This window comes from Pseudomonas sp. HN2-3, assembly GCF_020691745.1.
Classification (GTDB): domain Bacteria; phylum Pseudomonadota; class Gammaproteobacteria; order Pseudomonadales; family Pseudomonadaceae; genus Aquipseudomonas; species Aquipseudomonas capeferrum.
Window position 1 is genome coordinate 3,455,456 of sequence record NZ_CP085704.1, and the last position, 23,664, is coordinate 3,479,119.

Below are 23,664 nucleotides of genomic sequence, written 5' to 3' on the forward strand. Positions count from 1 at the left end.
CCACCCCGTGCAACGCCGATTCCACCCCCCATTCCACCGGGGGGGTGGACGCGGCACCCAGGCCTGCCTGCTACAACATGCCGAATCCACCCAGCCAGGAGTCCGGCATGCCCAGCTACAAAGCCCCGTTGCGCGATATCACCTTCGTTGCCCAGGAACTGCTCGACCTGAGCAGCCACTATCAACAGCTGGCCGGCTGCGAAGCCCCCGACGCGGCCACCTTCGCCGCCATCGTCGAGGAAGGCGCCAAGTTCGCCGAACAGGTACTGGCGCCGCTCAACGCCGTCGGCGACCAGCACGGTTGCCAATGGCAGGATGGCAAGGTCAGCACCCCGCCGGGCTTCGCCGATGCCTTCAAGCGTTTCGCCGCCAATGGCTGGCTGGGCCTGGACAAGGACCCCGCCTACGGCGGCCAGGGCCTGCCGCCTTCGCTGGGCTTCGTCAACCACGAAATGGTCTGCAGCGCCAACCACGCCTGGGGCATGTACGGCAACCTCACCGGTGGCGCCATCAGCACCCTCAGCGAGCATGCCGACGCGGCGCTGCGCCAGCGTTTATTGCCGCCGATGATTGCCGGCCGCTGGAGCGGCACCATGTGCCTGACCGAGGCCCACTGCGGCTCGGACCTCGGCCTGCTGCGCACCAGCGCCCGGCCCGAGGCCGACGGCAGCTACCGCATCAACGGCAGCAAGATCTTCATCTCGGCGGGTGAGCACGACCTGACGGAAAACATCGTGCACCTGGTGCTGGCACGCATCGAAGGCGCGCCAGCGGGGGTCAAAGGCATTTCGCTGTTCGCCGTGCCCAAGCGCCAGGTGGATGAAGCCGGTAACCTGGGCCAACCCAACGGCGTCAGCTGCGGCGCCATCGAGCACAAGATGGGCATCCACGGCAACGCCACCTGCGTGCTCAATTTCGATGGCGCCACCGGTTACCTGCTGGGCGAGGCCAACCGTGGCCTGAACGCCATGTTCACCTACATCAACGAGTCGCGGCTGGCCGTATCACAACAAGCCCAGGCCCACGCTGAAGCTTCGTTCCAGGGTGCCCTGACGTATGCCCGCGACCGCCTGCAGATGCGCACCACACCGCGCCTGCGGGCCGACCAGCCGGCCGACCCGATCATCGGCCACGCCGATGTACGGCGCATGTTGCTGACCCAGAAGGCCTACGCCGAAGGCGGTCGCATGCTCGCCTACACCTGTGCCAAAGGCGTCGACCTGCTGCACCACGGCGCCACCCCGGGCGTGCGCCAGGCGGCAGCACGCCGGTTGGCCCTGCTCACGCCGATTGCCAAGGGCTTCCTGACCGAGACCGGCAACGAGGCGGCGCAGCTGGGCATCCAGGTATTCGGCGGCCACGGTTTCATCCGCGAATGGGGCATGGAGCAGATCGCCCGCGATGTGCGCATCACCGCGATCTACGAAGGCACCAACACCATCCAGGGCATCGACCTGCTGACCCGCAAGGTACTGGCCGATGGCGGCGAGGCCTTGTCCGAACTGCTGGCTGAAATCGAAACCTTCATCCACACCACTTCGGCGTCGGCCGACCTCGCCCAGGCTTTGCACGACCGTGTGATCGCCTGGCGCGAGGTCAGCGAGTGGCTGCGCGACGCCAGCGCCACGGATGCCAACCTGGTTGGTGCCAGCGCGTACGACTACCTGATGCTCTGCGGCTACACCTTGATTGGCTACTTGTGGTTGCGTGCCGCCTGCGTCGCCGAACAGGCACTGGCGGCCGGCAGCGAGGACGTCGCGTTCTACCAGGGCAAACGCGAGACCGCGCGCTTCTACCTGCAGCGCCTGCTGCCCAGGGCAAGCCTGCACGAAACGCTGATCCGCACCGGCAGTGACAACCTGATGCGCATCAGCGACAGCGCCTTCGCCCGCTGACCCTGCACGGCAGCGGTTTTTCCGGTGGTGGCCAAGGCTCCGGGCCACCACCTGTTTTTCCAGGACACTCACAAGAAGGTTCCCATGCAGCTGATCGACTACCGTCGCGACAACCAACTGGCCCTGATCGGCCTGTGCAACGCCCCGGTCAATGCCCTCGGCCACGGCCTGCGCCAGGCGCTGATGCAGGCTTGCACACGGGCCGCCGCCGACCCTGAAGTGAAGGCCATTATCCTGCATGGGCACCACCTGCCGTTCAGTGCCGGCGCCGACATCAGCGAATTCGGCAGCCCACGCACCTGGCAGCAACCCGCCCTGCCCCAACTGCTGGATGAACTGGCCCGCTTCAGCAAACCGCTGATCGCCGCGCTCGACGGTGTGGCCCTGGGTGGCGGCCTGGAACTGGCCCTGGCCTGCAGACACCGGGTCGCCAGCGCCACTGCCCGCCTGGGCTTGCCGGAGGTGCGCCTGGGCCTGCTGCCCGGTGCCGGGGGTACCCAGCGCCTGCCACGGCTGATCGGCGTGGCACCCGCCCTGGCACTGATGCTCGGCGACGAGCCGATCGATGCCCGCCAGGGCCTGACGTTGGGCCTGGTGGACCACCTGGTAGAGCCCGGCCACGACCTGCTCGAACAGGCCTGCGCCTTTGCCCGCAGGCAGCTCGCGCACCCCGCCCCTGCGCTCACGCCTGCGCCGCTGTCACAGGGCCTGGCCGATGACTTCTTCGACACGCACGCGGCGCAACTGGCTGCACGCAAACCCGGCCAACGGGCACCGCTGCGGGTGCTGGCAGCGCTGCGCGCGGCCTGCGAGCTGCCCTTGGCCGAGGGCCTGGCACGCGAGCAAGCACTGTTCCGCGAAGCCCTGCAAGACCCCCAGGCCACGGCATTGCGTCACCAGTTCTTCGCCGAACGCGAGGCTTTGCGGGTGCCGGGTATCGACGCTGCCACCGCGCTGCGCAGCATCGCTCAGGTCGCCGTGATCGGCGCCGGCACCATGGGCGCCGGCATCGCCATGAACTTCATCAACGCGGGTCTGCCGGTGCGCCTGCTGGAGCTCAAGCCCGAGGCGCTGGACCGTGGCCTGGCGCAGATCCGCAAACACTACGAAAGCAGCATCACCCGCGGCAAGCTGACCCCCGCGCAACTCGAACAGCGCATGAGCCTGTTGCAAGGCACCCTCGACTATGCCGACCTGGCTGACGCTGACCTGGTGATCGAGGCAGTATTCGAGGACCTGTCGATCAAGCAGTCGGTGTTTCGCACCCTCGACCGGGTGTGCAAGCCCGGCGCGATCCTGGCCAGCAACACCTCGACCCTGGATGTCGACCGCATCGCCGCCAGCACCCGCCGCCCGCAAGACGTGGTCGGCCTGCACTTCTTCAGCCCGGCCCATGTGATGCGCCTGCTCGAAGTGGTACGTGGCCGGGCCACGGCGCCCGACGTACTGGCCACCACGCTGAAAATCGCCAAGCGCATCGGCAAGCTGCCGGTGGTGTCTGGCGTGTGCTTCGGCTTCATCGGCAACCGCATGCTCGAACCCTACGCCCGCGAAGCCCATCGCCTGGTGCTCGAAGGCGCCTCGCCGGCCCAGGTGGACAAGGTGCTCACCGACCTGGGCCTGGCCATGGGGGTATTCGCCATGTACGACCTGGCCGGCATCGATGTGGGCTACCTGGTGCGGCAGGCGCGGCGCAACGAACTGGCCCACGATCCGAGCTACTTCCGCCTGGCCGACGAACTCTACAGCCTGGGCCGCCATGGCCAGAAGAGCGGGCGCGGGTTCTACCGCTACGAAGGCCGCGAGCGCATCGAAGACCCCGAGGTGGTGCAGATCGCAGCGCGACTGGCCGGCAAGCTGGGCATCAACCGGCGCAGCATCAGTGACGCAGAAATCCACGACCGCTGCCTGTTCACGCTGATCAACGAAGGCCTGCAACTGCTCGACGAAGGCATTGCCTTGCGCAGTGGCGACATCGACCTGGTCTGGACCAACGGCTACGGCTTCCCTGCCTGGCGTGGCGGCCCGCTGCACTATGCCCGCGACCTGGGCCTGGACAACGTGCTGGCAGGCATTGAGCAACTGCGCGAGCGCCTCGGTGCCTATGGCCAACTGTGGTTGCAGCCAGCGCCCTTGCTACGGCGCCTGGCCGGCAGCGGCAAGCTGCGCGTGCAAGGCCACTGAGCTGCAAAAAAACTCGCCAACAAGGAAACCCTGATGAAAGAAGCCGTCATTCTCTCGACCGCCCGCACCCCGATTGGCAAGGCCTTTCGCGGTGCCCTCAACAACCTGCGCTCACCCAGCCTGGCCGCCCATGCCATCAAGGCTGCCGTTGCCCGCGCCGGCATCGCCGCCGACGAAGTGGAAGACCTGGTGATGGGCACCGCGATGCCCTCTGGCACCGCCGGCTGGAACCTGGGCCGCATGAGCGCGCTGGCGGCCGGCCTGCCGGTTTCGGTGAGTGGCCAGACCCTGGACCGGCAATGCGCCTCCGGGCTGATGGCGATTGCCACCGCCGCCAAGCAGATCATTGTCGATGGCATGCACGTTACCGTCGGCGCCGGCCAGGAAAACATCAGCGCGGTGCAGGTGCGCAACCTCGAATGGGCCTTGGCCGAGCAAGACAACGCGGTCATCCAACAGGTACCGCACGCCTACATGCCGATGCTGCACACCGCCGAGCATGTTGCCCAACGCTACGGTATCAGCCGTGCTGCGCAGGATGCCTACGCCCTGCAATCGCAGCTGCGCACTGCCGCCGCCCAGCAAGCCGGGCTGTTCGAGGCCGAGCTCGTGCCAGTGACCGCCCAGCAGATGATCAAGGACAGGCACACCGGCGAAGTCAGCTACCGCCAGGTGACCCTGACGCAAGACGAAGGCAACCGCCCGCAGACTCGCCTTGACGACCTGGCAGGCTTGCAGCCGGTGGTCGAGGGCGGCTGCATCACCGCTGGCAATGCCAGTCAGCTGTCCGACGGTGCCAGCGCCTGCGTGCTGATGGATGCGCGCCTGGCCGAACAGCGCAACCTCAGGCCGCTGGGCCTCTATCGGGGTATCGCCGTAGCCGGCCTGGCGCCGGAAGAGATGGGCATCGGACCGGTGTACGCGGTGCCGCGCCTGCTCAAGCACCACGGGCTGAAGGTCGCCGACATCGGCCTGTGGGAGCTGAACGAAGCCTTTGCCTGCCAGGTGCTGTACTGCCGCGACAAACTGGGCATCGACCCGGCGCGCCTGAACGTCAACGGTGGGGCCATCGCCATCGGTCACCCCTATGGCATGAGCGGCGCGCGGATGGTCGGGCATGCCCTGCTCGAAGGCAAACGGCGCGGGGTGCGCTATGTGGTGGTGACCCTGTGCGTAGGCGGCGGCATGGGTGCGGCCGGCCTGTTCGAAGTGCTGTGAAGAAGCCCCAGCCGTCCACAAGTCCCAGCTTGATCATCGAACAAGGAGAAACCATGCTAGCTACCCCCTTTACCCTGGCCGGCAAGACCGTGCTGGTGACCGGTGCCTCCAGCGGCCTGGGTGCCCACTTCGCGCGCCTGGCCCAGGCCGCAGGCGCCCGCGTGGTGCTGGCGGCGCGCCGGGCCGAGCGCTTGCAGGCGCTGGTCGAACAACTTCAAGCCCAAGGCGGAGAAGCGTTGGCCGTGGTGCTCGATGTCACCCGGCGCGACAGTGTCGAACAGGCGTTCGACCAGGCCGAGGCGCGTTTTGCCGTGGTCGATGTGGTCATCAACAACGCCGGCATCGGCGACCCTGGGCGCTTCCTCGAACTGAGCGGGCAGGACTGGCAGCACATGCTCTCGACCAACCTCGACGGCGTGTTTCATGTGGCGCAATGCGCCAGCCAGCGCCTGGTGAAGGCCGGCCGCGCCGGGAGCATCATCAACATCGCCTCGATCCTGGGCCTGCGTGTTGGCACCGGCCTGAGCCACTACTGCACGGCCAAGGCCGGTGTGGTGCAGTTGACCAAGGCCATGGCGCTGGAGCTGGCCCGCCACCGGATCCGGGTCAATGCCATCGCCCCGGGTTACTTCAAGACCGAAATGAACGAGGCCTACTTCGACAGTGAGGCCGGCCAGGGCTACATCAAGGATCACGTGCCGATGCGGCGTCTGGGCCAATTGAGCGAGCTGGACGGACCTGTGCTGTTGCTGGCCAGTGACGCCGGTGGCTTCATGACCGGCAGTGTCCTGGCCGTGGATGGCGGGCACCTGGTCAACCCGTTATAGCAAGGAGCCTGCATGCCCGTTGCCGCCTACCTGCCACGCGTGCTCGCGCTGGTCACCCACTTGCGCCAGCCACCGGCCCCCAGCCGCATGGCGCGCCTGATCGAACAGGTCAGCGCCGACTACCGCCAGCAGGCCCATATCGAGGTGATCGAAACCACCCTGGCCGAACTGCTGCCGCTGGCGCGCGACCTGGACCGCCACCAGCGGGCAGACATCATTTTGTGTTCCGGTGCCGTCGCCGAGTACTTGCGCCAGCACCTGACGACCAAAGTGCTGGCCCTGCACCCAGGCCAATGCGACCTGGCCCGCGCCCTCACCCTGGCCCGCCGCCGCGCCAAGCGGGTCGGCGTGCTCAACTTTGGCCAGCACCCCGGCCCGGCCACCCCGCCGCCACTGTTCGACCTGCGGGTTCAGCAACATACCTATACCAGCCTGGAACAAGCCCGGGCGCAGGTCGAGCGCCTGGTGCAGGACGGCGTCGAAGTCATCATCGGTTCGCCTACGGTCTGCCAGCTGGCTGATGCGGCCGGCGCCGAAGGCGTGCTCGCCCTGGACAGCGACAGCCTGCGCCAGGCCTTCGACCGCCTGCGCGCGCGGTCCCGGCGCGCGCGCAAGCCGCCCACCCCACAGCCGTTCACCACCCGCTATCGTTTCGATCAGTTGCTCGGCGACGCCCCGGCGTTTCGCGCGACCGTGCAGTTGGCGCAGCGCTACGCCACCAGCAACGCCACGGTGCTGATCACCGGTGAAAGCGGCACCGGCAAGGAATGGCTGGCGCAGAGCCTGCACCACGCCAGCGCCCGCCAGCCGGGGCCGTTCGTGGCCATCAACTGCGCGGCCTTGCCTGAGTCGTTGCTCGAAAGCGAGCTGTTTGGCCATGAAGATGGCGCGTTCACCGGCTCGCGCAAGGGCGGCAAGCCTGGCCTGATCGAGCTGGCCCACGGTGGCACGCTGTTCCTCGACGAAGTCGGCGACATGCCCGTGGCCCTGCAAACCCGCCTGCTGCGCGTGCTGCAGGAGCGCGAGGTGCTGCGCCTGGGCGCCTGTGAGCCGACACCGGTGGATATCCGCGTGATTGCCGCCACCCATTGCGACTTGCCTGCGCGCATCGCCAGCGGGCAGTTTCGCGCCGACCTGTTCTACCGGCTGAACATCCTGCGCCTGGTGGTGCCGCCCCTGCGTGAGCGGGTTCAAGACATCCTGCCGCTGTTCGAAGCGCTGCTCGCCCGGCACGGCACAACACGGCTTGGCGCACCGCAGTTGCAGCCGCTGCTGCCCATGCTGCTGCGCCACAGCTGGCCGGGCAACATCCGTGAGCTGGACAACATTGCCGAGCGCGCCGCCCTGTGTGCCCCCGCCCTGGAGGGCGCCGATGGCATCGCCCTGGCCAGCCTGTTCCCGGAGTTTTTCCAACAGCCGCAGGCCCCCACCCAGCCACTGACCGTCAACGACAACCTGCGCAGCCTGGGCAAGGCCGCCGAGGCGGCGCATGCCCGGCGTACGCTGGCCAGCTACGACGGCAACATGGAGCAAGCCGCACGTAGCCTGGGCGTCAGCCGCAGCACCCTGTGGCGGCGGCTGCGGGCGCAGCCCTGAGCGGCGAGCACAGCCATGCTCAGCTTACGGATGACTTATCGCGTAACGCCCGATACCCTTGGCTTCTGCAGGCCTGAGGGTTTCAGGCTCAATTACTTCCCCCGCAGACGAACATGCCATGAAAACTGCCGCAGGTTTGCTGCTGTCGGCCATCGAGCTGGACCGCGCCAGCACCCTTCCCCTGTACCGCCAACTGTACCTGCAGATTCGCAAGCAGATACTCAACGGCAGGATGCAGGGCGGCGTCCGCCTGCCCTCGACCCGTACGTTGAGCCACGAGTTGGGGCTGTCGCGAATCACCATTCTCAACGCGTTCGATCAGTTGATTGCCGAAGGTTTCCTGGCCTCGCGCACCGGCGCCGGCACCTATGTCGGCAGCGAGTGGGAGAGCCGGGGCGGCCAGGCCGAGCAACAGCAGCCGCCACCGCGCCTGTCCGACCTGAGCCAGTCGATGCTGTCGCTGCGTAGCGACCATTTTCGCGGCATTTCGTACGCCGATTGGGACCCCGCCACACCGACGTCTTTCCTGCCCAGCCACAGCACCTATGAAGCGTTCCCCCAGGCGGTCTGGCGACGCCTGATGAACCAGCACCTGCTCAAACCCACCAAGGCGATGCTGGGGTACGGCGAGTTGCAAGGCTTGCACGCCCTGCGCAGCGCGATCGCCGAGTACGTGTTCGATGCCCGTGGCATTGACTGCGAGGCCGCGCAGGTGGTGATCGTGTCCGGCGCGCAGCAAGCGTTCAACCTGCTGGGCATGCTGTTGCTCAACCCTCAGGACAGCGTGTGGATGGAAGACCCGGGGCACATCGCCGCGCGCATTGCGTTGCAGGCGCAAGGGGCACGGGTGACGGCGTTGCGTGTCGACCCTGACGGAATCGATGTCGAACAAGGGCTGAGCGAGTGCCCTGAGGCGCGGCTGGTGTTTTGCACACCCTCGCGCCAGCACCCGCTGGGCGTCACCTTGAGCTATGCGCGGCGCCAGGCACTGATCGACTGGGCCGCACAGCAACAGAGCTGGATCATCGAGGACGATTGCGACAGCGAGTTGCGCTACAGCGGCCGCCTGCTGCCCGCGCTGTACGCCCTGGACCAGATGGCCCGGGTGATCTATGTCGGCACCTTCAGCAAAGTGCTGTTTCCATCACTCAGGCTGGGCTACGTGATTCTGCCGCCGGCGCTGGTCGAGCCCTTCTGCACCCTGCGTGCAGTCATGGACCGCAGCCCGCCGACGCTGCTGCAGGCAACCACCGCAGACTTCATGGCCCAAGGTCACTTCATTGGCCACATCCGCCGCATACGCGGCCTGTACAAGGCGCGCCAGCAGGCGTTGATCGAACAACTTGAACTGCAGGTTGGCGGCTTCTTCACCCTCACCCCGGCCGATGCCGGCATGCACTTGATCGCCTGGTTGCCCACCCACCTCAGCGACGCAGACATCGCCCGGCAACTGGCCGAGCATGGCATCCACACCTACCCCTTGAGCGACTACAGCATCGCCCATGCGCAACCGCCGGCGCTGCTGATCGGCTTTGCCGGCACGCCTGAAAACCAGGCCGCGACGCGGGTCGAGGCGCTGGCCCGGGCCCTGCGCGCACTGGGGTATCTGCCCGGCAACGCTTGAGGCCGGGCAAGTGGTCCTATCGATTGATGGATAATGGATCTATCGAACGTTCCTGACTGGCGCGATAAAGGCTGGGCCGGCAAAACCCGGCGTCTGAACCAGGAACGACGCTAATGAACAATAAGATCCAGGAACGTTTCAACGCCTTGCTCAGCCACAAGGTGGTCGAACACGCGGCAGCCCCCATGCTGACGCCCGCCTTGGCCCAACGGTTGCTCGAACGCCTTGCACAGGTGCGCCTGTTTGCCCACGCCTATCCGCTGTTGACCAACCTCACCCACGGCCACGTCACCCCCGCCGACCTGCTGGACTTCGCCTATCGCCACGAACTGCAAGGCCTGAGCCTGCACGTGCTCGACGGCGAGCAGAACAGCCTGAGCCAGATGTCCCCCGGCCAGCTCCAGGCGTTTGCCGACAAGGCCCAGGCACTGGGGCTGGACGTGCACGTGGAAATCAGCAGCACGCTGAAACAGGATGTCGACCAGGTGATCGCCATCGCCAAGGCCCTGGGGGTACGCAACATCCGCGTCTACTCGCGTTACGAGGGCACGCTGTCGCGGGTCATGGACATCATCGAGAGCGACCTGCACTACCTGGCGCAACAGGCCGACGCCCACGACCTGTACTTTGACTTCGAGCAGCACGAAGAGCTCAAGAGCGACGAGATCGCCCAACTGCTCAAGCGCCTCGACCACCCACGCCTGCATGCCCTGTTCGACTTCGGCAACATGATCAATGCCTGCGAACAGCCGCTGCAAGCCCTGCGCAACCTGGCGCCGCACATCCGCCAAAGCCACCTCAAGGGGGTGCGCATCGTCGCCGAACAGAACGGCTTCGGCCATTACGGCGTGCTGCAGGGCAGCGCCGAGGACGACCTGCCCAGTGCACGCATGCTGTACGAATTGCTGATGCTGGGCGACACAGCCCCGCAGGTGATCGCCTTCATCCTCGAACAGGAAAACCACTACGTGGCCCCGGCCTTCCGCCAGCAGCAGGAAGCGGCCGACCCCTTCATCGCTTATCGGGAAATGAGCGAAACCCCGCTGCCTGCCGGTTTCACCCTGGCGCGCATGCTGGCCGACGAACACCGTTGGGCCAACAACCAGGTGGCCTACGTGCGCGGCCTGCTGGGCGAATTTCGCACCCTGGCCGAGCTGACCTTGGCCAACGCTTGACCCTGGCGACCCGATTACCTGCGGAGAACAACAATGACATCCCAGAACAAAGCCAAATGGCTCCGATTCCTGATCCTCATCCTGGGCGGCGGCACCGTCTACAAGCTGGCGAACCTGAAGGACGCTTTCTACGTTCCCATGCAGGAATTCATGGGCCTGAGCCACACTGAAATCGGCCTGCTGCTCAGTGCCAACGCGGTCATCGCCACAGCCCTGTTCGTGGTTGGCGGCCTGCTCGCCGACCGCTTCGAGACGCGCAAGCTGATCCCCCTCGGGCTAATCGGCACCGGTTGCCTGGGCGTGTACCTGGCAACCTTCCCCCCGTTCAGCAGTTTGTTGATCGTGTTCAGCCTGCTGGCCGTGTGCGCCGATTGCCTGTTCTGGCCCTCGCTGCTCAAGGCTATCCGCAACCTGGGTAACGACCAGGAGCAAGGGCGCCTGTTCGGCCTGCTCGAAGGCGGGCGTGGCGTTGTGGATACACTGGTCGCCTTTGCCGCACTGGGGGTGTTCGTTGCCATGGGCTCGGGCGAAAACGGCCTGAAGTCGGCGATCCTGTTCTACTCGGTGATCGACTTGCTGGCCGGCACCCTGACCTGGTTCCTGCTCAAAGGCGGCAACGCGCCGTCGGTGGCCAAACCGAAAAACGGCCTGGCGAACCTGATGGAAGCGATCAAGGTACCGGGGATCTGGCTGGTCAGCCTGAACGTGTTCATGGTCTACATCGTCTACTGCGGCCTGACCTACTTCATCCCCTACCTCAAGGAAATGTACGGCTTGCCCGTGGCGTTGGTGGGTGCCTACGGCATCATCAACCAGTACTTCCTGAAGATCCTGGGCGGGCCTGCCGGCGGTTTCATTGCCGACAAACAGTTCAAAAGCACCAGCCGCTACCTGAAATGGGCATTTCTGGCGCTGTTGCCAGTGATGGCAGTGATCCTGCTGATCCCCAAAAGCCCGGGCTTCATCTATGCCGGCATGGCCGCCACCCTGTCCTTTGCGCTGATCGTGTTCTCCATGCGCGGCGTGTTCTGGGCGCCCATGGGTGAAGTCGGCATACCCCAGCACATCACCGGGTCCGCCTTCGGCATCGGTTGCCTGATCGGCTACGCACCCGGCATGTTTGCCTACGTCATCTACGGCGCGATCCTCGACCACTTCCCTGGCCAGCAGGGTTATACCGTCGTCTTCATCTTGATGAGCCTGCTGGCCCTTGCAGGGTTCATGGTGTCCAGCCTGCTCTATCGGGCAGTGCGCAAGCAATCCGTGGCCTCTGATGGGATGCGTGCGGCGCAGGCCTGACCCGCGCAGCGCATGGGCCAGTGGCAAGCCTGAGGGGTTCGGTTTCCATGTCGGTCTGGCATCTGACGCCAGCGCGCGGTACAACTGAACCTTTTGGGAGCCCACCATGCTTGGTGTTTTTGAACGACGGCTAGACCCCTTCCCACCCGACGAGGCGCCGCCGCCACCGGTCGGCCTGCTGCGCTTCCTCTGGGCGTGTACGCGTGGTGCCCGTGGCTATGTGCTTGCGCTGGCCTTGCTCAGCGCGGCGGTGTCGATCTACGAAGCCTGGTTGTTTTCCTTCCTTGGCCAGGTCGTCGACCTGCTCTCGACCTGGCAGGCCGGCGGCGCTGCAGCCGGGCAGGAACGCAGCGTGCTGTGGGGTATCGGCATCGTGCTTATGACCAGTATCGGGCTGGTGGCACTGCGCACGATGGTGCAGCACCAGGTGTTGGCGATCAATTTGCCGCTGCGCCTGCGCTGGGACTTCCATCGCCTGATGCTGCGGCAAAGCCTGTCGTTCTTTTCCGACGAGTTCTCTGGCCGGGTCACCACCAAGGTGATGCAGACGGCGCTGGCAGTGCGCGAAGTGCTGTTCACCCTCATCGAGATCGCCCCCGGTATCGGTGTGTACTTCATCGCCATCATCGCCCTGGCGGGCGGCTTCGCCTTGAAGCTGATGCTGCCGTTCATTGCCTGGGTCGCGCTATTCGGGCTGGCGATGGTGTACTTTGTGCCACGCCTGGGCAAAGTCGGCCAGGAGCAGGCCCATGCGCGCTCATCGATGACCGGGCGAATTTCCGACGCCTACACCAATATCACCACCGTGAAGCTGTTTTCGCACTCCAAGCGCGAAGCGCACTTCGCGCGTGCGGCGATGGAGGATTTCAAGCAAACCGGCTTTCGCCAGATGCGCCTGGTGAGCCAGTTCGAGATCGTCAATCAGGCCCTGGTGGTCGGTTTGATCCTTGGCGCAGGCGGCTATGCCCTGTGGCTCTGGCACCAGGGTGAGGTAGGCACCGGCGCCGTGGCGGCGATTACCGCCATGGCCTTGCGTGTCAATGGCATGTCGCACTGGATCATGTGGCAGATGACCGCCCTGTTCGAGAACATCGGCACCGTGCAGGACGGCATGGCCACCTTGACCCGCGGCCCCAAGGTGCAGGATGCGCCGAACGCGAGCGTGCTGGAAACCCGCGGCGGCGCAGTGGCCTTCGACAAGGTCAGCTTCAACTACAACGGTGAACGGCAGGTGCTCGACGGCCTGAGCCTGAACATTCGCGCGGGCGAAAAAGTCGGCCTGGTGGGGCGCTCCGGCGCCGGCAAGTCGACGCTGATCAACCTGCTGCTGCGGTTCTATGACGTGGACAGCGGCGAGATTCGCATCGACGGGCAGAACATCGCCCAGGTCACCCAGGACAGCCTGCGCAGCGCCATCGGCATGGTCACGCAAGACACTTCCCTGCTGCACCGCTCGATCCGCGACAACATCGCCTACGGCCGCCCCGACGCAACCGACGCGCAAATCCGCACGGCTGCGGCCAATGCCCAGGCCGACGGCTTCATCGAACAATTGAGCGACCGGCAAGGCCATAGCGGCTACGACACGCTGGTGGGTGAACGCGGTATCAAGCTCTCCGGTGGCCAACGCCAGCGCATTGCCATTGCTCGGGTGATGCTCAAGAACGCGCCGATCCTGTTGCTCGACGAAGCCACCAGCGCGCTGGATTCGGAAGTCGAAGTCGCCATCCAGGAAAGCCTCAACGAGATGATGCAAGGCAAGACCGTCATCGCCATCGCCCATCGGCTGTCCACGATCGCGGCCATGGACCGGCTTATCGTCATGGATGAGGGGCGCATCATCGAGCAAGGCACCCACGCCGAACTGCTGGCCCGCAACGGCACCTACGCCAGGCTCTGGCAGCACCAGAGTGGCGGGTTCCTGGGTGAGGACCAGGGGGTGGCGGAGGCCATGGAGTAAGCCTGAGCGGTGGCAGCCGGTTGCGAAGGCTGCCCCTCACCCGGAAGGTGGCGCTGTTTGCAGGCGCTCGGCATCGGTTATACTTGTTAATCATTTTTGTCCCTACCACCCCTGACACACGAGACCGCATGAAGACTTCCCCTGCACTCCAATCGGGCGCCGACGGCAGCGAGGCCAGCGCGCCGGCAGACCTCAATGACCTGGTTGGCTACGCCTTGCGTCGCGTGCAGATGAAGGTGTTCCAGCACCTTGTCGATTGCCTGACACCGTACGAACTGCGGCCTGCACAGTTCTCCGCGTTGGCGATCATCGCGCAGAACCCCGGCCCCACGCAGGCCGAGCTGGCCAAGGCGCTGAACATCGAGCCGCCCCAGGTCGTGCCCCTGCTCAACAAACTGGAAGAAGCCGGGCTGGCCCTGCGGGTGCGCAGCAAGGCAGATAAGCGCTCGTATGGCCTGTACCTGAGCAAGGCGGGTGAAAAGCTGCTGAAAACGCTGTACGGCGTCGCCGAAGAAAGCGACCGCGCCGCCACTGCCAACCTGAATGATGACGAGCGCCAGCAGTTGCTCGCCCTGCTGCGCAAGGCTTATTAGGCTGCCGGAAGGGTTGCCCAGCCCTTTGAACTGCGCTGTCGCGCAGAGAACCTGTGGGAGCGGGCTGGTCCCGCGAACACCGGCTAAGCCGGTGCCAGGCACCGCGTGGCCCCATTCGCGGGACCAGCCCGCTCCCACAGGTTCCAGAGCGGGCTTGAAGGGTGGTGTCAGCCCACGAACGGCAATGGCAGCTGCGCCGCGTGCAGCCGCTGCAGCCGATAGGCAAAACGCAACCACAGATGGTCAAAGAAATACGCCGCCGTCTGGCGTTTGCGCCGGTAGAACGGTTGATCCGCGTGCACCAGTGCCAGGCGTGCCGACCGGGCCCAGGCATGGCCCAGCAACAACATTGCCAATGCCTGGAGAAAATCACCCGCAGCGCGGTAGGCGTACTCCTGGTCATCGTGCTCGACAAGCCCACCCACCCACGCCTGCAAGCCGTCGCTGGCAACGCGCAGCTGCTGCGCCCAGCGCATGCCTTCAGCGTCGCTGGCCAGGCCTGCTTCTTCCAGCACGTGGGCCAACAGTGCTTGCAGGGCCTCGCCACCATCGCCCAAGACCTTGCGCAGCAACAGGTCGTTGGCCTGGATCTCGTTGGTGCCCTCGTAGATCATCGCCACGCGGCTGTCGCGCACGGTTTGCTCGATGCCCGACTCGGTAACATAACCGTAACCGCCGAACACCTGCAGCGCGTCACTGGCCAGTTGAAACCCTTGCTCGGTGAAAAAGGCTTTGACCACCGGGGTGAGCAAGGCGATGCGCGCCTCCAGCGCTTGCCGGGCCATGCCTTGCGCCTGCTCGGCAAGGTCAATCAGGTGGGCGCTCCAATAACCGATGGCCCGCATGCCTTCGGTCATCGCCCGAGACTGCCAGAGCACCTGGCGCACGGCCGGGTGAAAAGCCACAGGGTCCGCCGCAGCGGCCAATGCACCTTCGGGGCGTAGCACCGCGCGCATCTGCAGGCGCGCCTGCGCATACGCCAAGGCGCGCTGGCCAGCGCTTTCGGCATGGGCCAAGCCCTGCAGGCCCACGTAGGTACGGGCACTGTTCATCATCACGAACAACGCTGCCAAGCCACCCTGCGGCTCGCCGACAAGCCAGCCTTCGGCCTGGTCGAAGCTCAGGCTGCAGGTGGCGCTGGCGTGAATACCCATCTTGTGTTCGATGCCGGTGCAATGAACGCCATTGAGCCGGCCTTGCTCAGTCAGCTTGGGTACCAGAAACAGCGAAATCCCACGGCTGCCTGCGGGCGCATCGGGCAACCGCGCCAGCACCAGGTGCAGGATATTGTCGGTCAGGTCGTGCTCGCCGCCGGAAATGAATACTTTGTTGCCGGTCAGCCGATAAGCCCCGGCTTCATCTACCCGCGCCTGTGTGCGCAGCAGCCCCACATCGCTACCGGCCTGGGGTTCGGTCAGGCACATGGTGGGCAGGCACTCACCGCTGACGATTTTGCCAAGCCAGGCCTGGCGAAGCTCGGCAGAGCCAAACTGACGCAGGCATTCGTAGGCGCCATGGGCAATGCCGCTGTACATGGCCCAGCCATGGTTGCAGGCGTAGATCACTTCGTGCAGCGCAGCGCCGAGCAGCAGCGGCAGGCCCTGCCCGCCGTGCGCCTGCGCGCAGGCCAAGCCTGGCCAGCCGCCGTCCACATAACGCTGGTAAGCCTGGCGAAACCCGGTTGGCGTGCTCACATGGCCGTCCTGGAACCGGCAGCCTTCGCGATCACCGGGCCTGTTCAGCGGCACTAGTTGCTGTTCTGCAAAGCGCGCGCCCTCCTCCAGCAACTGTTGCGCCAGGGCACTGTCGACGCCAGCGAAGCGCTCGCATTCGGCCCACGCCGCCGGTGCCTGCAGCCAATGATCGATCACAAAACGGATGTCTTGCAGCGGAGCGCGATAGCTGTGCACGTGAAACTCCTTGTCAAACCATGGCCAGCGGGTTTTCCAGCAGCAAGGCCATGCCCTGGCCGCCACCGACGCAGGCCGAGACCACACCAAAACGCTGGCCACTGGCGCGCAGTTGCCGGGCCACACTGATGACCAGGCGCAGGCCGGTAGCGGCCAGCGGATGGCCCAAGGCGATGGCGCAGGCATTCAAACGCTCAGGGGCAATGCCCAGCGCTTGCTGCACCGCTACGATCTGCGCCCCCTGGGCTTCATTGATTTCAAAGCAGGCAATGTCGTCCAGCGCCAGCCCAGCCCGCGCCAGCAGCAAGCGGATGGCCGGTACCGGGCCCAGCCCCATCACCTCGGGCGCCACGCCCACCACACTGCTGGCCCGCAACCAGGCCAAAGGCGTACGCCCGGCCAGCGCGTCGGCCGAACACATCAGCACCGCCGCCGCCCCATCCACCACCGCACAGCTGTTGCCCGCAGTCTGTACCCCCTGCGGGTAAAGCGCGGGCAGTTGCTGCAGACGTTCGAACGCGGTCGCACGTGGGTGGCTGTCTTCAGTGACAGCTTCAACGCCACGTGGCAGGCGAATACCGCGCGCCAGCAAGCCGGGCGCTTCGAACACTTCGCTGCAGACGCTGACGCATTCGTCGCTGAACCACCCGCGCGCCCGCGCCTCCATGGCCCGCGCAAAGCTCATGGCAGCCCAGGCGTCTACGGCCTCGCGGGGGATGCGGTATTGCCGGGCGATATTCTCGGCGGTCTGGATCATGCTGATGCCCACCGCAGGGTCGAACAATGCCTCCCACAGAAAGTCCTTGAAGCCGACCTCGCCGCCCAGCTTGAACCCGCCACGGTGGGTGTAGGCGACAATCGGGTTACGCGACATCGACTCGGTGGCCACGCACAGCACGGTGCCCGCCTCCCCCGCCTGAATCTGCTCACCAGCCTGGCGCAGCAGCTCGAAACCGGTGGCGCAGATCCGTTGCACCATCAGCGCCGGCACTGCCTGGTCGACACCGCAATAAAGCCCGATATGCCTGGGCAGCATGTAGGCATCGAAGTCTGCCTGGGCCATGGAGCCGGCCAGTACGCTGTCGACTTCGCCGGCATCGAGCCTGGCACGCTGCAACACCGCGCGGCCGGCCTTGATGCCCAGGTCGGTCGGCGAGACCAGGCCGAATGCGCCATTGATATCGACCCACGGCGTACGGATGCCCTCTAGCAACGCGGTCGCCGCAAACGTGCGGAACTGCCCCCGGGCCGTCATGGTGCGTCTACACGCAACGGCCCAGGCCCTGCATACAGGCTGTCGATCAGGCCGTGCCGCAATTGCAGGACCACGCGCTGGTTGAGCGAGCCCTTGTCGGTGATCTCACCACGGTCGATGGACGGTGCTTCGGCGGCCAGGCCGGCGAAGCGGATGTAGCTGGCGTTGCCTGTCGCGCCCCGGTTGAGCGTGGCCAGCAGGCTGGCCAGCCAGTCACGCACGGCGGGCGATGCCAGCACCTGGGCGTCACTGGCCTGGGCGCCAAGCCCGGACAACTGCCGGCATTCCGGCAAGCGCGGGAAGATCAGCAAACCCAGGCATTCGCGGTCCGGGCCCAACACCACCACATCCAGCACATAGGGCGCACCCTGCAAGATCACCTGGGTGCGCATCGGCCCAACGCTGACGAACACCCCGGAGGACAACTTGAAGTCCTCGGCAATGCGCCCGTCGAACATCAAACCCAGCTGCGGATTGCCGGGGTCGCACAGGCGCACCGCATCACCGCTGCGGTAGAACCCCTCTTCGTCGAACGCCTCCTGGGTCTGCTGCGATGAGCGCCAGTACCCCGGCATCACGTGGGGCCCGCGAAACCTCGCCTCGAGCTTGCCGTCCACCGGCACCAGCTTGACCTCGCACCCCGGAGCCGGCAGGCCGATGTAGCCGGCCACCGACAGCGGCCCGGTGGTGAAGGTGCACGACGGCGAAGTCTCGGTCATGCCCAGCCCCGCCATCATGCGGATGCGTTCGCCGCAGTGGGCCACGGCCACGGCGTCAAGGCGGTCCCAGATGGCCTGGGACAAACCGGCACCGGCGAAAAAGAACAGCTTCATGCGCTGGAAGAACCGCTCGCACAGGGCGCTGTCCTGCTCCAGTGCCTTGACCAGTTCCTCCCAGCCTTTGGGCACGGTCAGGTACGCCGTGGGGGAAATGTCCTTGAGGTTGTGCAGCGTCTGGGCAAAGCCCTGCGGCGTCGGCTTGCCATCGTCGATGTACAGCGTGCCGCCGTTGTACAGCACGATACCGACGTTGTGGCTGCCGCCAAAGGTGTGGTTCCACGGCAGCCAGTCGACCAGCACTGGCGGCACTTCGGCGAACTCCGGGAAGGTCTGCAACAGCATCTGCTGGTTGGCACACAGCATGCCCTGGGTGGTGACCACCGCCTTGGGCAGCTTGGTGGAGCCGGAGGTGAACAGGAACTTGGCCAGGCTGTCCGGGCGCAAGGCGGCAAAAGCCTGGTCGGCACAGGGTTGGGCGACGGTGGCCAGTACCTCGGCGAATGGCGTGCTCGCCCAACCCGCCAGCTCGCCCTGGCCCAGCACCAGGTTAATCGAGGGTTCGAACACCGCATCGATGGCCCTGCCGTAGGCGGCATCAGCCGCGAAGACCAGGCCCGGTTGCAGTGTCTGGACGATATGGCGCAGCTTGCCAAAATCCTGGGACAACAGTGAATACGCTGGCGATACCGGGCAATAGGGAATACCGGCATACAGCGCGGCCGTGGCCAGTTGCACGTGCTCAAGGTCGTTGCCCGAGAGGATCAGTAGCGGGCGTTCGGCGCTCAGGCCTTGGCCCAGCAGCCACGTGGCGATCCGTCGAACACGCTGCAACATGGCGGCGTAAGTGATGTGCTGCCACTGCCCGTCGGCAGCGCGGCGCGCGACAAACGTCTGCTCGCTGCGCTGCTGCGCCCAATGCAGCAAGCGCTCCATCAGCCGTGCAGGGTAGGCATCGAGCGTTTCCACGGGGTCCAGGTACAGCACGTCGCCCTGTTGGCGCACCTGTACCTGGGGCTGCCCGATCTTGACGGCGCGCAACGGCGCACGCTGGGCAACGGAGAGGGTTTCGCAGTCCATGAAGGCTACCTCTGCGTGAGTGCGCCAAGGGCCGAGGGGCGCCAGGCGCATTCGCTATTGTTGTTGTGAGGTTGTGGGTCAAATCGGGTAGTGCCGCGCGCCATGTTGCACGGTAACCCAGCGCAACTGGGTGAAGGCATCGATAGACGCCGTGCTGCCGAAGCTGCCGTAACCGCTGGCCTTGACCCCGCCAAACGGCATCTGCGCTTCGTCATGCACCGTCGGGCCGTTGATATGGCAGATGCCCGACTCCAGGCGCTGGGCAAGGGCCAGGGCACGTTGGGTATCACGGCTGAAGATCGCCGCGCTCAGGCCGAACTCGGAGTCGTTGGCCAGGGCCAGCAGCGCTTCGTCGCCGCTGGCGCGCAGCACCACTGCCACCGGCCCGAACGACTCTTCGCGGTACAGCTTCATGCCCGCATTGACGTGGTCAAGCAGTACCGGCTGCATGACGCTGCCCGTACGTTCGCCACCTGCCACCAGGGTCGCACCCTTGCCAACGGCATCATCGACCAGCGCCTGTATGCGCTCACCAGCCCCGGCATCGATCAATGAGCCCAGCGGCGCGTCAGGTTGCGAGGGGTCAGCCGCACGCAAGCGGCGCACCTTCTCACCCAGCTTGGCCACGAACTCATCGGCCACCGCCTGGTCGACGATCAGCCGCTCGGTAGACATGCAGATCTGGCCCTGGTTGAAGTAGGCACCAAAGGCCGCCGCATCGACCGCAGCCTCGAGGTCGGCATCGGCCAGGACCAGGAACGGTGCCTTGCCACCCAGTTCGAGCACTGCAGGCTTGAGGTGACGCGCCGCCAGTTGCCCAACGATGCGCCCGACATGGGTAGACCCGGTGAAATTCACCCGCCGCACCGCCGGATGGGCGATTAGACGCTCAACCACTGCCGGTGCATCGTGCGGGGCATTGCAGATGACGTTGACCACACCGTCGCCCAAACCGGCCGCCTGCAATACCTGACCGATCAGGCCATGCACCGCCGGGCTGGCTTCGGAGGCCTTGAGCACCACGGTATTACCGCACGCCAGGGGCATGGCAATAGCGCGTGTGGCCAGAATCACCGGGGCATTCCAGGGGGCGATACCCAGCACCACCCCACAGGGTTGGCGCAGGGCCATGGCAAAGCTGCCAGGCACGTCGGAGGGGATGACACTGCCCTGTATCTGCGTGGTCATCGACGCCGCTTCACGCAGAATATTGGCCGCCAGCATCACATTGAAACCGTACCAGTTGGCCTTGGCCCCGGTTTCCCCGGCCATGGCCAGAAATTCGTCGCGCCGGGCATCCAGCGCATCGGCTGCCTTGAGCAAGCGCGCACGGCGCTCGCCCGGCCCCAGCGCGGCCCAGGCGGGAAACGCCGCCTGCGCCGCTTCGACCGCCGCGTCGGCGTCGGCCAGGGTGGCGGCGGCCACCACCGACACCACCTCGCCGCTGACAGGATGGCGACGCTCGAACGTGCCGCCGTCGCTGGCCGCACGGGCCTTACCGCCAATTAACAAGGGCACCTCGAACATCAGGCATTCCTCTTTTCTGATTGTTCGGGAATGAAAACCGCGGCCGCTCAGCGCTTGTAGGCTTGCAGGCCTGGCTTGATGCTTTTGTCGTCGAGGAACTGCTTCAGGCCTTGCGCGCGGCCGTGCTCCGGGTCACGCAGCTGGGCCTGGTCCAGCTTGGCGTACAGGTAGTCCTCGTTCTGCTCCCAGGTCAACTCGCGGCAGCGCTTGAAGCCGTTTTTGGCGGCGCGCAGCACAACCGGGTTCTTGTCGAGAAGGTCCTGGGCGAGCAGCACCACTTCATCGCGCAACTGCGCCAACGGCACGCTCTTGTTGACCAGCCCCATCTGCGCGGCTTTGTGCCCGTCGAAGGTCTTGCCGGTCATGATGTAGTACAGCGATTCACGGTGGCCCACGGTGTCGGCCATGGCCTTGCTGACCAGGTTGCCCGGTGGAATACCCCAGTTGATTTCAGACAGGCCGAAGGTGGCCTCGTCGGCGCAGATGGCCAGGTCGCAAGCGACCAGCGGGCTGAAACCACCGCCGAAGCACCAGCCGTTGACCATGGCGATGGTGGGTTTGCTGTAGAAGCGCAGCAGCTTCCACTGCCATTCCGAGGCATCGCGACGGATACGCTCCTGAAGGATCTCGGGGCCTGCGTCCACCTCGCGGAAGTACTCCTTGAGGTCCATGCCGGCGGTCCAGGCGCTGCCCTCACCGGTCAACACCAGCACGCGTGCGTCGGCATCCTGCTCGACGGTTTCCAGTACATCGCGCATTTCACGGTTGAGCGTTGGGCTCATGGCGTTGCGCTTTTCAGGACGGTTGAAGCTGACCCAGGCGATGCCTTGCTCGACGGTGACTTTCACGGTCTGCCAGCGGTTGTCGTATTGGCCCATCACACACCTCTTGTACTGATTGTTCTTTGTGGTTGGCCGAACATTAGCCCGGCCAGATAGTTAAGTCAATTAACCATTAATGAAATTATCTATTTTACTTCGAATGCGTCGTAGACCACGGCATTGCCCAGGCGCATGGCGCTGCCCACGCCCACCGTGCGGTTCAGCCAGGCGTATTGCGGGGCCGAGGTTTCAAAGCGCAGCGTGATGCGGAACTGGTACAGGCTGGGGTCGACGTCCTCGCCGGCGGCGACTTTCTTCATTACCTCGGGCGGGCCGAAGCGGTAGCCCTCGGTGCGCAGGTAGATCAACGCACCGTCATCGGTCTGCAGCAGGTAACGGGTGTCGATAATGGCCACCCCCTCTGGGGTGACCACTTGCCAGTCCGCGCCGTTGTTGAGGATGGTGCCCTTGAGCCGAGCGCCCTCGAAATGCCCACCCGTGATGGGGATGATGCGCCGCTTGCCCTGCCCGCTGGTGCTGCCCAGCTCCCAGATGGGTGCCACCAGGTCGACACTGAAGCGCGCCAGTGGCTCAAGCTTGAGCGGCGGCGGTTCATAGCTGGCCGCCTGGGCCAGTGCGGCGCAACCGCTCAACAGCATGACGGCAAGTGCTTTACCCAGGCTCATGGCGCAACACCTCCCGAGGCTGCAGCTTCGGCCTGCGCTGCACCGCGCCCCAGCAGTGCCATCGCCGCTACGGCAGCCACCACCAGCCCCGGTGAGGCCGCCAGCAACAAACCGCCTACGCCTGCGCCGGCAGCGAGGATCTGCCCGGCCGCCAACGGCCCGGCCATCGACCCCAACCGGCCCACGGCCACCGACGCGCCCACCCCCGTGGCGCGCACGTGTGTCGGGTACAGCGTGGGGGCCAGCGCATACAGCACCAACTGGCCGCCGATGGCGCAATAGCCTGCGGTAAAGCCCGCCAGCAAGAGCAAGCCGAAGCTGGTGGACAGGCCCAGGCCTGCCAACGAGGCGAGCATGCCGGCATAGGCGATGCACACCGCACGCCCCGCATGGCCACGGTCCATCATGCGCCCGGTGAGGAATGACCCCGCCGCGCCGCCCAGGTTGAACAGGATCTGCACCGCGCCGGCCTGCGGCCGCGTATAGCCCTGGCCAATCAACAGCGAAGGCAGCCAGTTGAGCAGCATGTACAGCACGGTCAAGGTAAAGAAGCACGCCAGCCACAGCAGCAGCGTGCGGCTCGCCCGGCCTGGGCCGAACAGTTGCGCTGCCAGCCCGTTCTGCGTGCCCGTGGTCGCGGCCTGGGCACGAAACGCCTGGGATTCAGGCAGCCAGGCCATCAGCACGAAGGCAATCGCGATCGGTGCGAAACCGCCGACATAGAACACCAGGCGCCAGCCCTCACCCAAGCCTGCCATGCCAATCACCGACGCGATGGCGCCGCCTAGGGGGACACCGCAGTAAGTCAGGCTGACGGCCGTGCTGCGCAAGCGTTCGTGGGCCGCTTCACTGGCCATGGCGATGAGGATCGGCAATGCCGCCCCCAGCCCCAGCCCGGTCATCAGCCGGGCAACCAGCAGCGAGGCATAGTCCCAGGCATGTGCGGTGCCCAGGGAGAACAGCCCGAACAGCAACACGGCCATGATCAGGATGCGTTTGCGGCCCAGGCGGTCAGCCAGCCAGCCGCCAACGAAGGCGCCAGGCAACAGGCCGAGCAAGCCGGCACTGAACACCCACCCCAGCATCGCCGGAGTCAAGGCGAATTCCTTGGCCATGTGCGGCGCCGCAATACCGGTGGCTTGCAGGTCGAGCCCTTCGAGCAGGGCGACGAGAAAGCACAAACCGATAGTCAGTACCGGTCGGTGCGAATGTGCGATTGAACCACTCATGTGCAGCCC

General features: G+C 65.7%; 17 protein-coding genes. 10 read left to right on the forward strand and 7 right to left on the reverse strand.

The features are described from left to right. Positions 1-107: 107 nt before the first annotated feature. The 10 genes from LJX93_RS15735 (at position 108) to LJX93_RS15780 (ending at position 14,371) form a co-directional block, all read left to right on the forward strand. On the forward strand, positions 108-1,895 hold the full coding sequence (locus LJX93_RS15735) for an acyl-CoA dehydrogenase C-terminal domain-containing protein (RefSeq protein WP_033698559.1): 1,788 nt from the start codon (positions 108-110) through the stop codon (positions 1,893-1,895). Between the two features lie 84 nt (positions 1,896-1,979). Beyond that, positions 1,980-4,079, forward strand: coding sequence for a 3-hydroxyacyl-CoA dehydrogenase NAD-binding domain-containing protein (locus LJX93_RS15740; RefSeq protein WP_227696168.1), 2,100 nt, complete (start codon positions 1,980-1,982; stop codon positions 4,077-4,079). 33 nt (positions 4,080-4,112) lie between these two features. Beyond that, positions 4,113-5,297: an acetyl-CoA C-acyltransferase gene (locus tag LJX93_RS15745; protein WP_156311471.1), complete on the forward strand. Its 1,185-nt coding sequence runs from the start codon at positions 4,113-4,115 to the stop codon at positions 5,295-5,297. Positions 5,298-5,350: 53 nt separating this feature from the next. Next, positions 5,351-6,124 carry an SDR family NAD(P)-dependent oxidoreductase gene (locus LJX93_RS15750; protein ID WP_033698563.1) on the forward strand — a complete coding sequence of 258 codons (774 nt, stop codon included), beginning with the start codon at positions 5,351-5,353 and terminating at the stop codon, positions 6,122-6,124. A 12-nt stretch (positions 6,125-6,136) separates the two neighbouring features. Then, positions 6,137-7,720 carry a sigma 54-interacting transcriptional regulator gene (locus tag LJX93_RS15755; RefSeq protein WP_227696169.1) on the forward strand — a complete coding sequence of 528 codons (1,584 nt, stop codon included), beginning with the start codon at positions 6,137-6,139 and terminating at the stop codon, positions 7,718-7,720. 118 nt (positions 7,721-7,838) lie between these two features. Further along, positions 7,839-9,344, forward strand: coding sequence for a PLP-dependent aminotransferase family protein (locus LJX93_RS15760; RefSeq protein ID WP_227696170.1), 1,506 nt, complete (start codon positions 7,839-7,841; stop codon positions 9,342-9,344). Positions 9,345-9,457: 113 nt separating this feature from the next. Continuing rightward, the gene (locus LJX93_RS15765) at positions 9,458-10,519 is read left to right on the forward strand and encodes a sugar phosphate isomerase/epimerase family protein (RefSeq protein ID WP_227696171.1); all 1,062 of its coding nucleotides are present in this window, start codon (positions 9,458-9,460) and stop codon (positions 10,517-10,519) included. 33 nt (positions 10,520-10,552) lie between these two features. Beyond that, a complete protein-coding gene (locus LJX93_RS15770; RefSeq protein ID WP_227696172.1) occupies positions 10,553-11,818 on the forward strand; it encodes an MFS transporter in 1,266 nt (421 codons plus the stop codon). A gap of 106 nt (positions 11,819-11,924) precedes the next feature. After that, positions 11,925-13,778: an ABC transporter ATP-binding protein gene (locus LJX93_RS15775; protein WP_033698570.1), complete on the forward strand. Its 1,854-nt coding sequence runs from the start codon at positions 11,925-11,927 to the stop codon at positions 13,776-13,778. A 128-nt stretch (positions 13,779-13,906) separates the two neighbouring features. Continuing rightward, a complete protein-coding gene (locus LJX93_RS15780) occupies positions 13,907-14,371 on the forward strand; it encodes a MarR family winged helix-turn-helix transcriptional regulator (protein ID WP_033698571.1) in 465 nt (154 codons plus the stop codon). A 167-nt stretch (positions 14,372-14,538) separates the two neighbouring features. On the opposite strand, the gene LJX93_RS15785 is transcribed toward LJX93_RS15780, so the two are convergent. The 7 genes from LJX93_RS15785 to mhpT form a co-directional block, all read right to left on the reverse strand. After that, the gene (locus LJX93_RS15785) at positions 14,539-16,281 is read right to left on the reverse strand and encodes an acyl-CoA dehydrogenase (RefSeq protein ID WP_047583395.1); all 1,743 of its coding nucleotides are present in this window, start codon (positions 16,279-16,281) and stop codon (positions 14,539-14,541) included. A 13-nt stretch (positions 16,282-16,294) separates the two neighbouring features. Beyond that, positions 16,295-17,536, reverse strand: coding sequence for a thiolase family protein (locus LJX93_RS15790; protein ID WP_227696173.1), 1,242 nt, complete (start codon positions 17,534-17,536; stop codon positions 16,295-16,297). Further along, positions 17,533-19,392: a feruloyl-CoA synthase gene (locus LJX93_RS15795; protein ID WP_033698575.1), complete on the reverse strand. Its 1,860-nt coding sequence runs from the start codon at positions 19,390-19,392 to the stop codon at positions 17,533-17,535. The genes LJX93_RS15790 and LJX93_RS15795 overlap by 4 nt, the downstream gene beginning before the upstream one ends. Positions 19,393-19,470: 78 nt before the next feature. Continuing rightward, a complete protein-coding gene (locus LJX93_RS15800; protein WP_227696174.1) occupies positions 19,471-20,919 on the reverse strand; it encodes an aldehyde dehydrogenase in 1,449 nt (482 codons plus the stop codon). A 47-nt stretch (positions 20,920-20,966) separates the two neighbouring features. Then, positions 20,967-21,797: a p-hydroxycinnamoyl CoA hydratase/lyase gene (locus LJX93_RS15805; RefSeq protein WP_227696175.1), complete on the reverse strand. Its 831-nt coding sequence runs from the start codon at positions 21,795-21,797 to the stop codon at positions 20,967-20,969. Positions 21,798-21,886: 89 nt separating this feature from the next. Beyond that, entirely contained in the window at positions 21,887-22,426 is a 540-nt protein-coding gene (locus LJX93_RS15810; protein WP_033698580.1) for a DUF3237 domain-containing protein, read from the reverse strand. Further along, positions 22,423-23,655, reverse strand: a complete 1,233-nt coding sequence (gene mhpT / locus LJX93_RS15815; RefSeq protein WP_033698581.1) for a 3-(3-hydroxy-phenyl)propionate transporter MhpT — start codon at positions 23,653-23,655, stop codon at positions 22,423-22,425. Before mhpT ends, LJX93_RS15810 begins: the two co-directional genes overlap by 4 nt. Positions 23,656-23,664 lie beyond the last annotated feature (9 nt).

Coding starts and splice junctions, on each gene's coding strand:
- LJX93_RS15735 (WP_033698559.1), top strand. CDS start 108: ATGCCCAGCTACAAAGCCCCGTTGCGCGATATCACCTTCGTTGCCCAG.
- LJX93_RS15740 (WP_227696168.1), top strand. CDS start 1,980: ATGCAGCTGATCGACTACCGTCGCGACAACCAACTGGCCCTGATCGGC.
- LJX93_RS15745 (WP_156311471.1), top strand. CDS start 4,113: ATGAAAGAAGCCGTCATTCTCTCGACCGCCCGCACCCCGATTGGCAAG.
- LJX93_RS15750 (WP_033698563.1), top strand. CDS start 5,351: ATGCTAGCTACCCCCTTTACCCTGGCCGGCAAGACCGTGCTGGTGACC.
- LJX93_RS15755 (WP_227696169.1), top strand. CDS start 6,137: ATGCCCGTTGCCGCCTACCTGCCACGCGTGCTCGCGCTGGTCACCCAC.
- LJX93_RS15760 (WP_227696170.1), top strand. CDS start 7,839: ATGAAAACTGCCGCAGGTTTGCTGCTGTCGGCCATCGAGCTGGACCGC.
- LJX93_RS15765 (WP_227696171.1), top strand. CDS start 9,458: ATGAACAATAAGATCCAGGAACGTTTCAACGCCTTGCTCAGCCACAAG.
- LJX93_RS15770 (WP_227696172.1), top strand. CDS start 10,553: ATGACATCCCAGAACAAAGCCAAATGGCTCCGATTCCTGATCCTCATC.
- LJX93_RS15775 (WP_033698570.1), top strand. CDS start 11,925: ATGCTTGGTGTTTTTGAACGACGGCTAGACCCCTTCCCACCCGACGAG.
- LJX93_RS15780 (WP_033698571.1), top strand. CDS start 13,907: ATGAAGACTTCCCCTGCACTCCAATCGGGCGCCGACGGCAGCGAGGCC.
- LJX93_RS15790 (WP_227696173.1), bottom strand. CDS start 17,536: ATGACGGCCCGGGGGCAGTTCCGCACGTTTGCGGCGACCGCGTTGCTA.
- LJX93_RS15795 (WP_033698575.1), bottom strand. CDS start 19,392: ATGGACTGCGAAACCCTCTCCGTTGCCCAGCGTGCGCCGTTGCGCGCC.
- LJX93_RS15800 (WP_227696174.1), bottom strand. CDS start 20,919: ATGTTCGAGGTGCCCTTGTTAATTGGCGGTAAGGCCCGTGCGGCCAGC.
- LJX93_RS15805 (WP_227696175.1), bottom strand. CDS start 21,797: ATGGGCCAATACGACAACCGCTGGCAGACCGTGAAAGTCACCGTCGAG.
- LJX93_RS15810 (WP_033698580.1), bottom strand. CDS start 22,426: ATGAGCCTGGGTAAAGCACTTGCCGTCATGCTGTTGAGCGGTTGCGCC.
- mhpT (WP_033698581.1), bottom strand. CDS start 23,655: ATGAGTGGTTCAATCGCACATTCGCACCGACCGGTACTGACTATCGGT.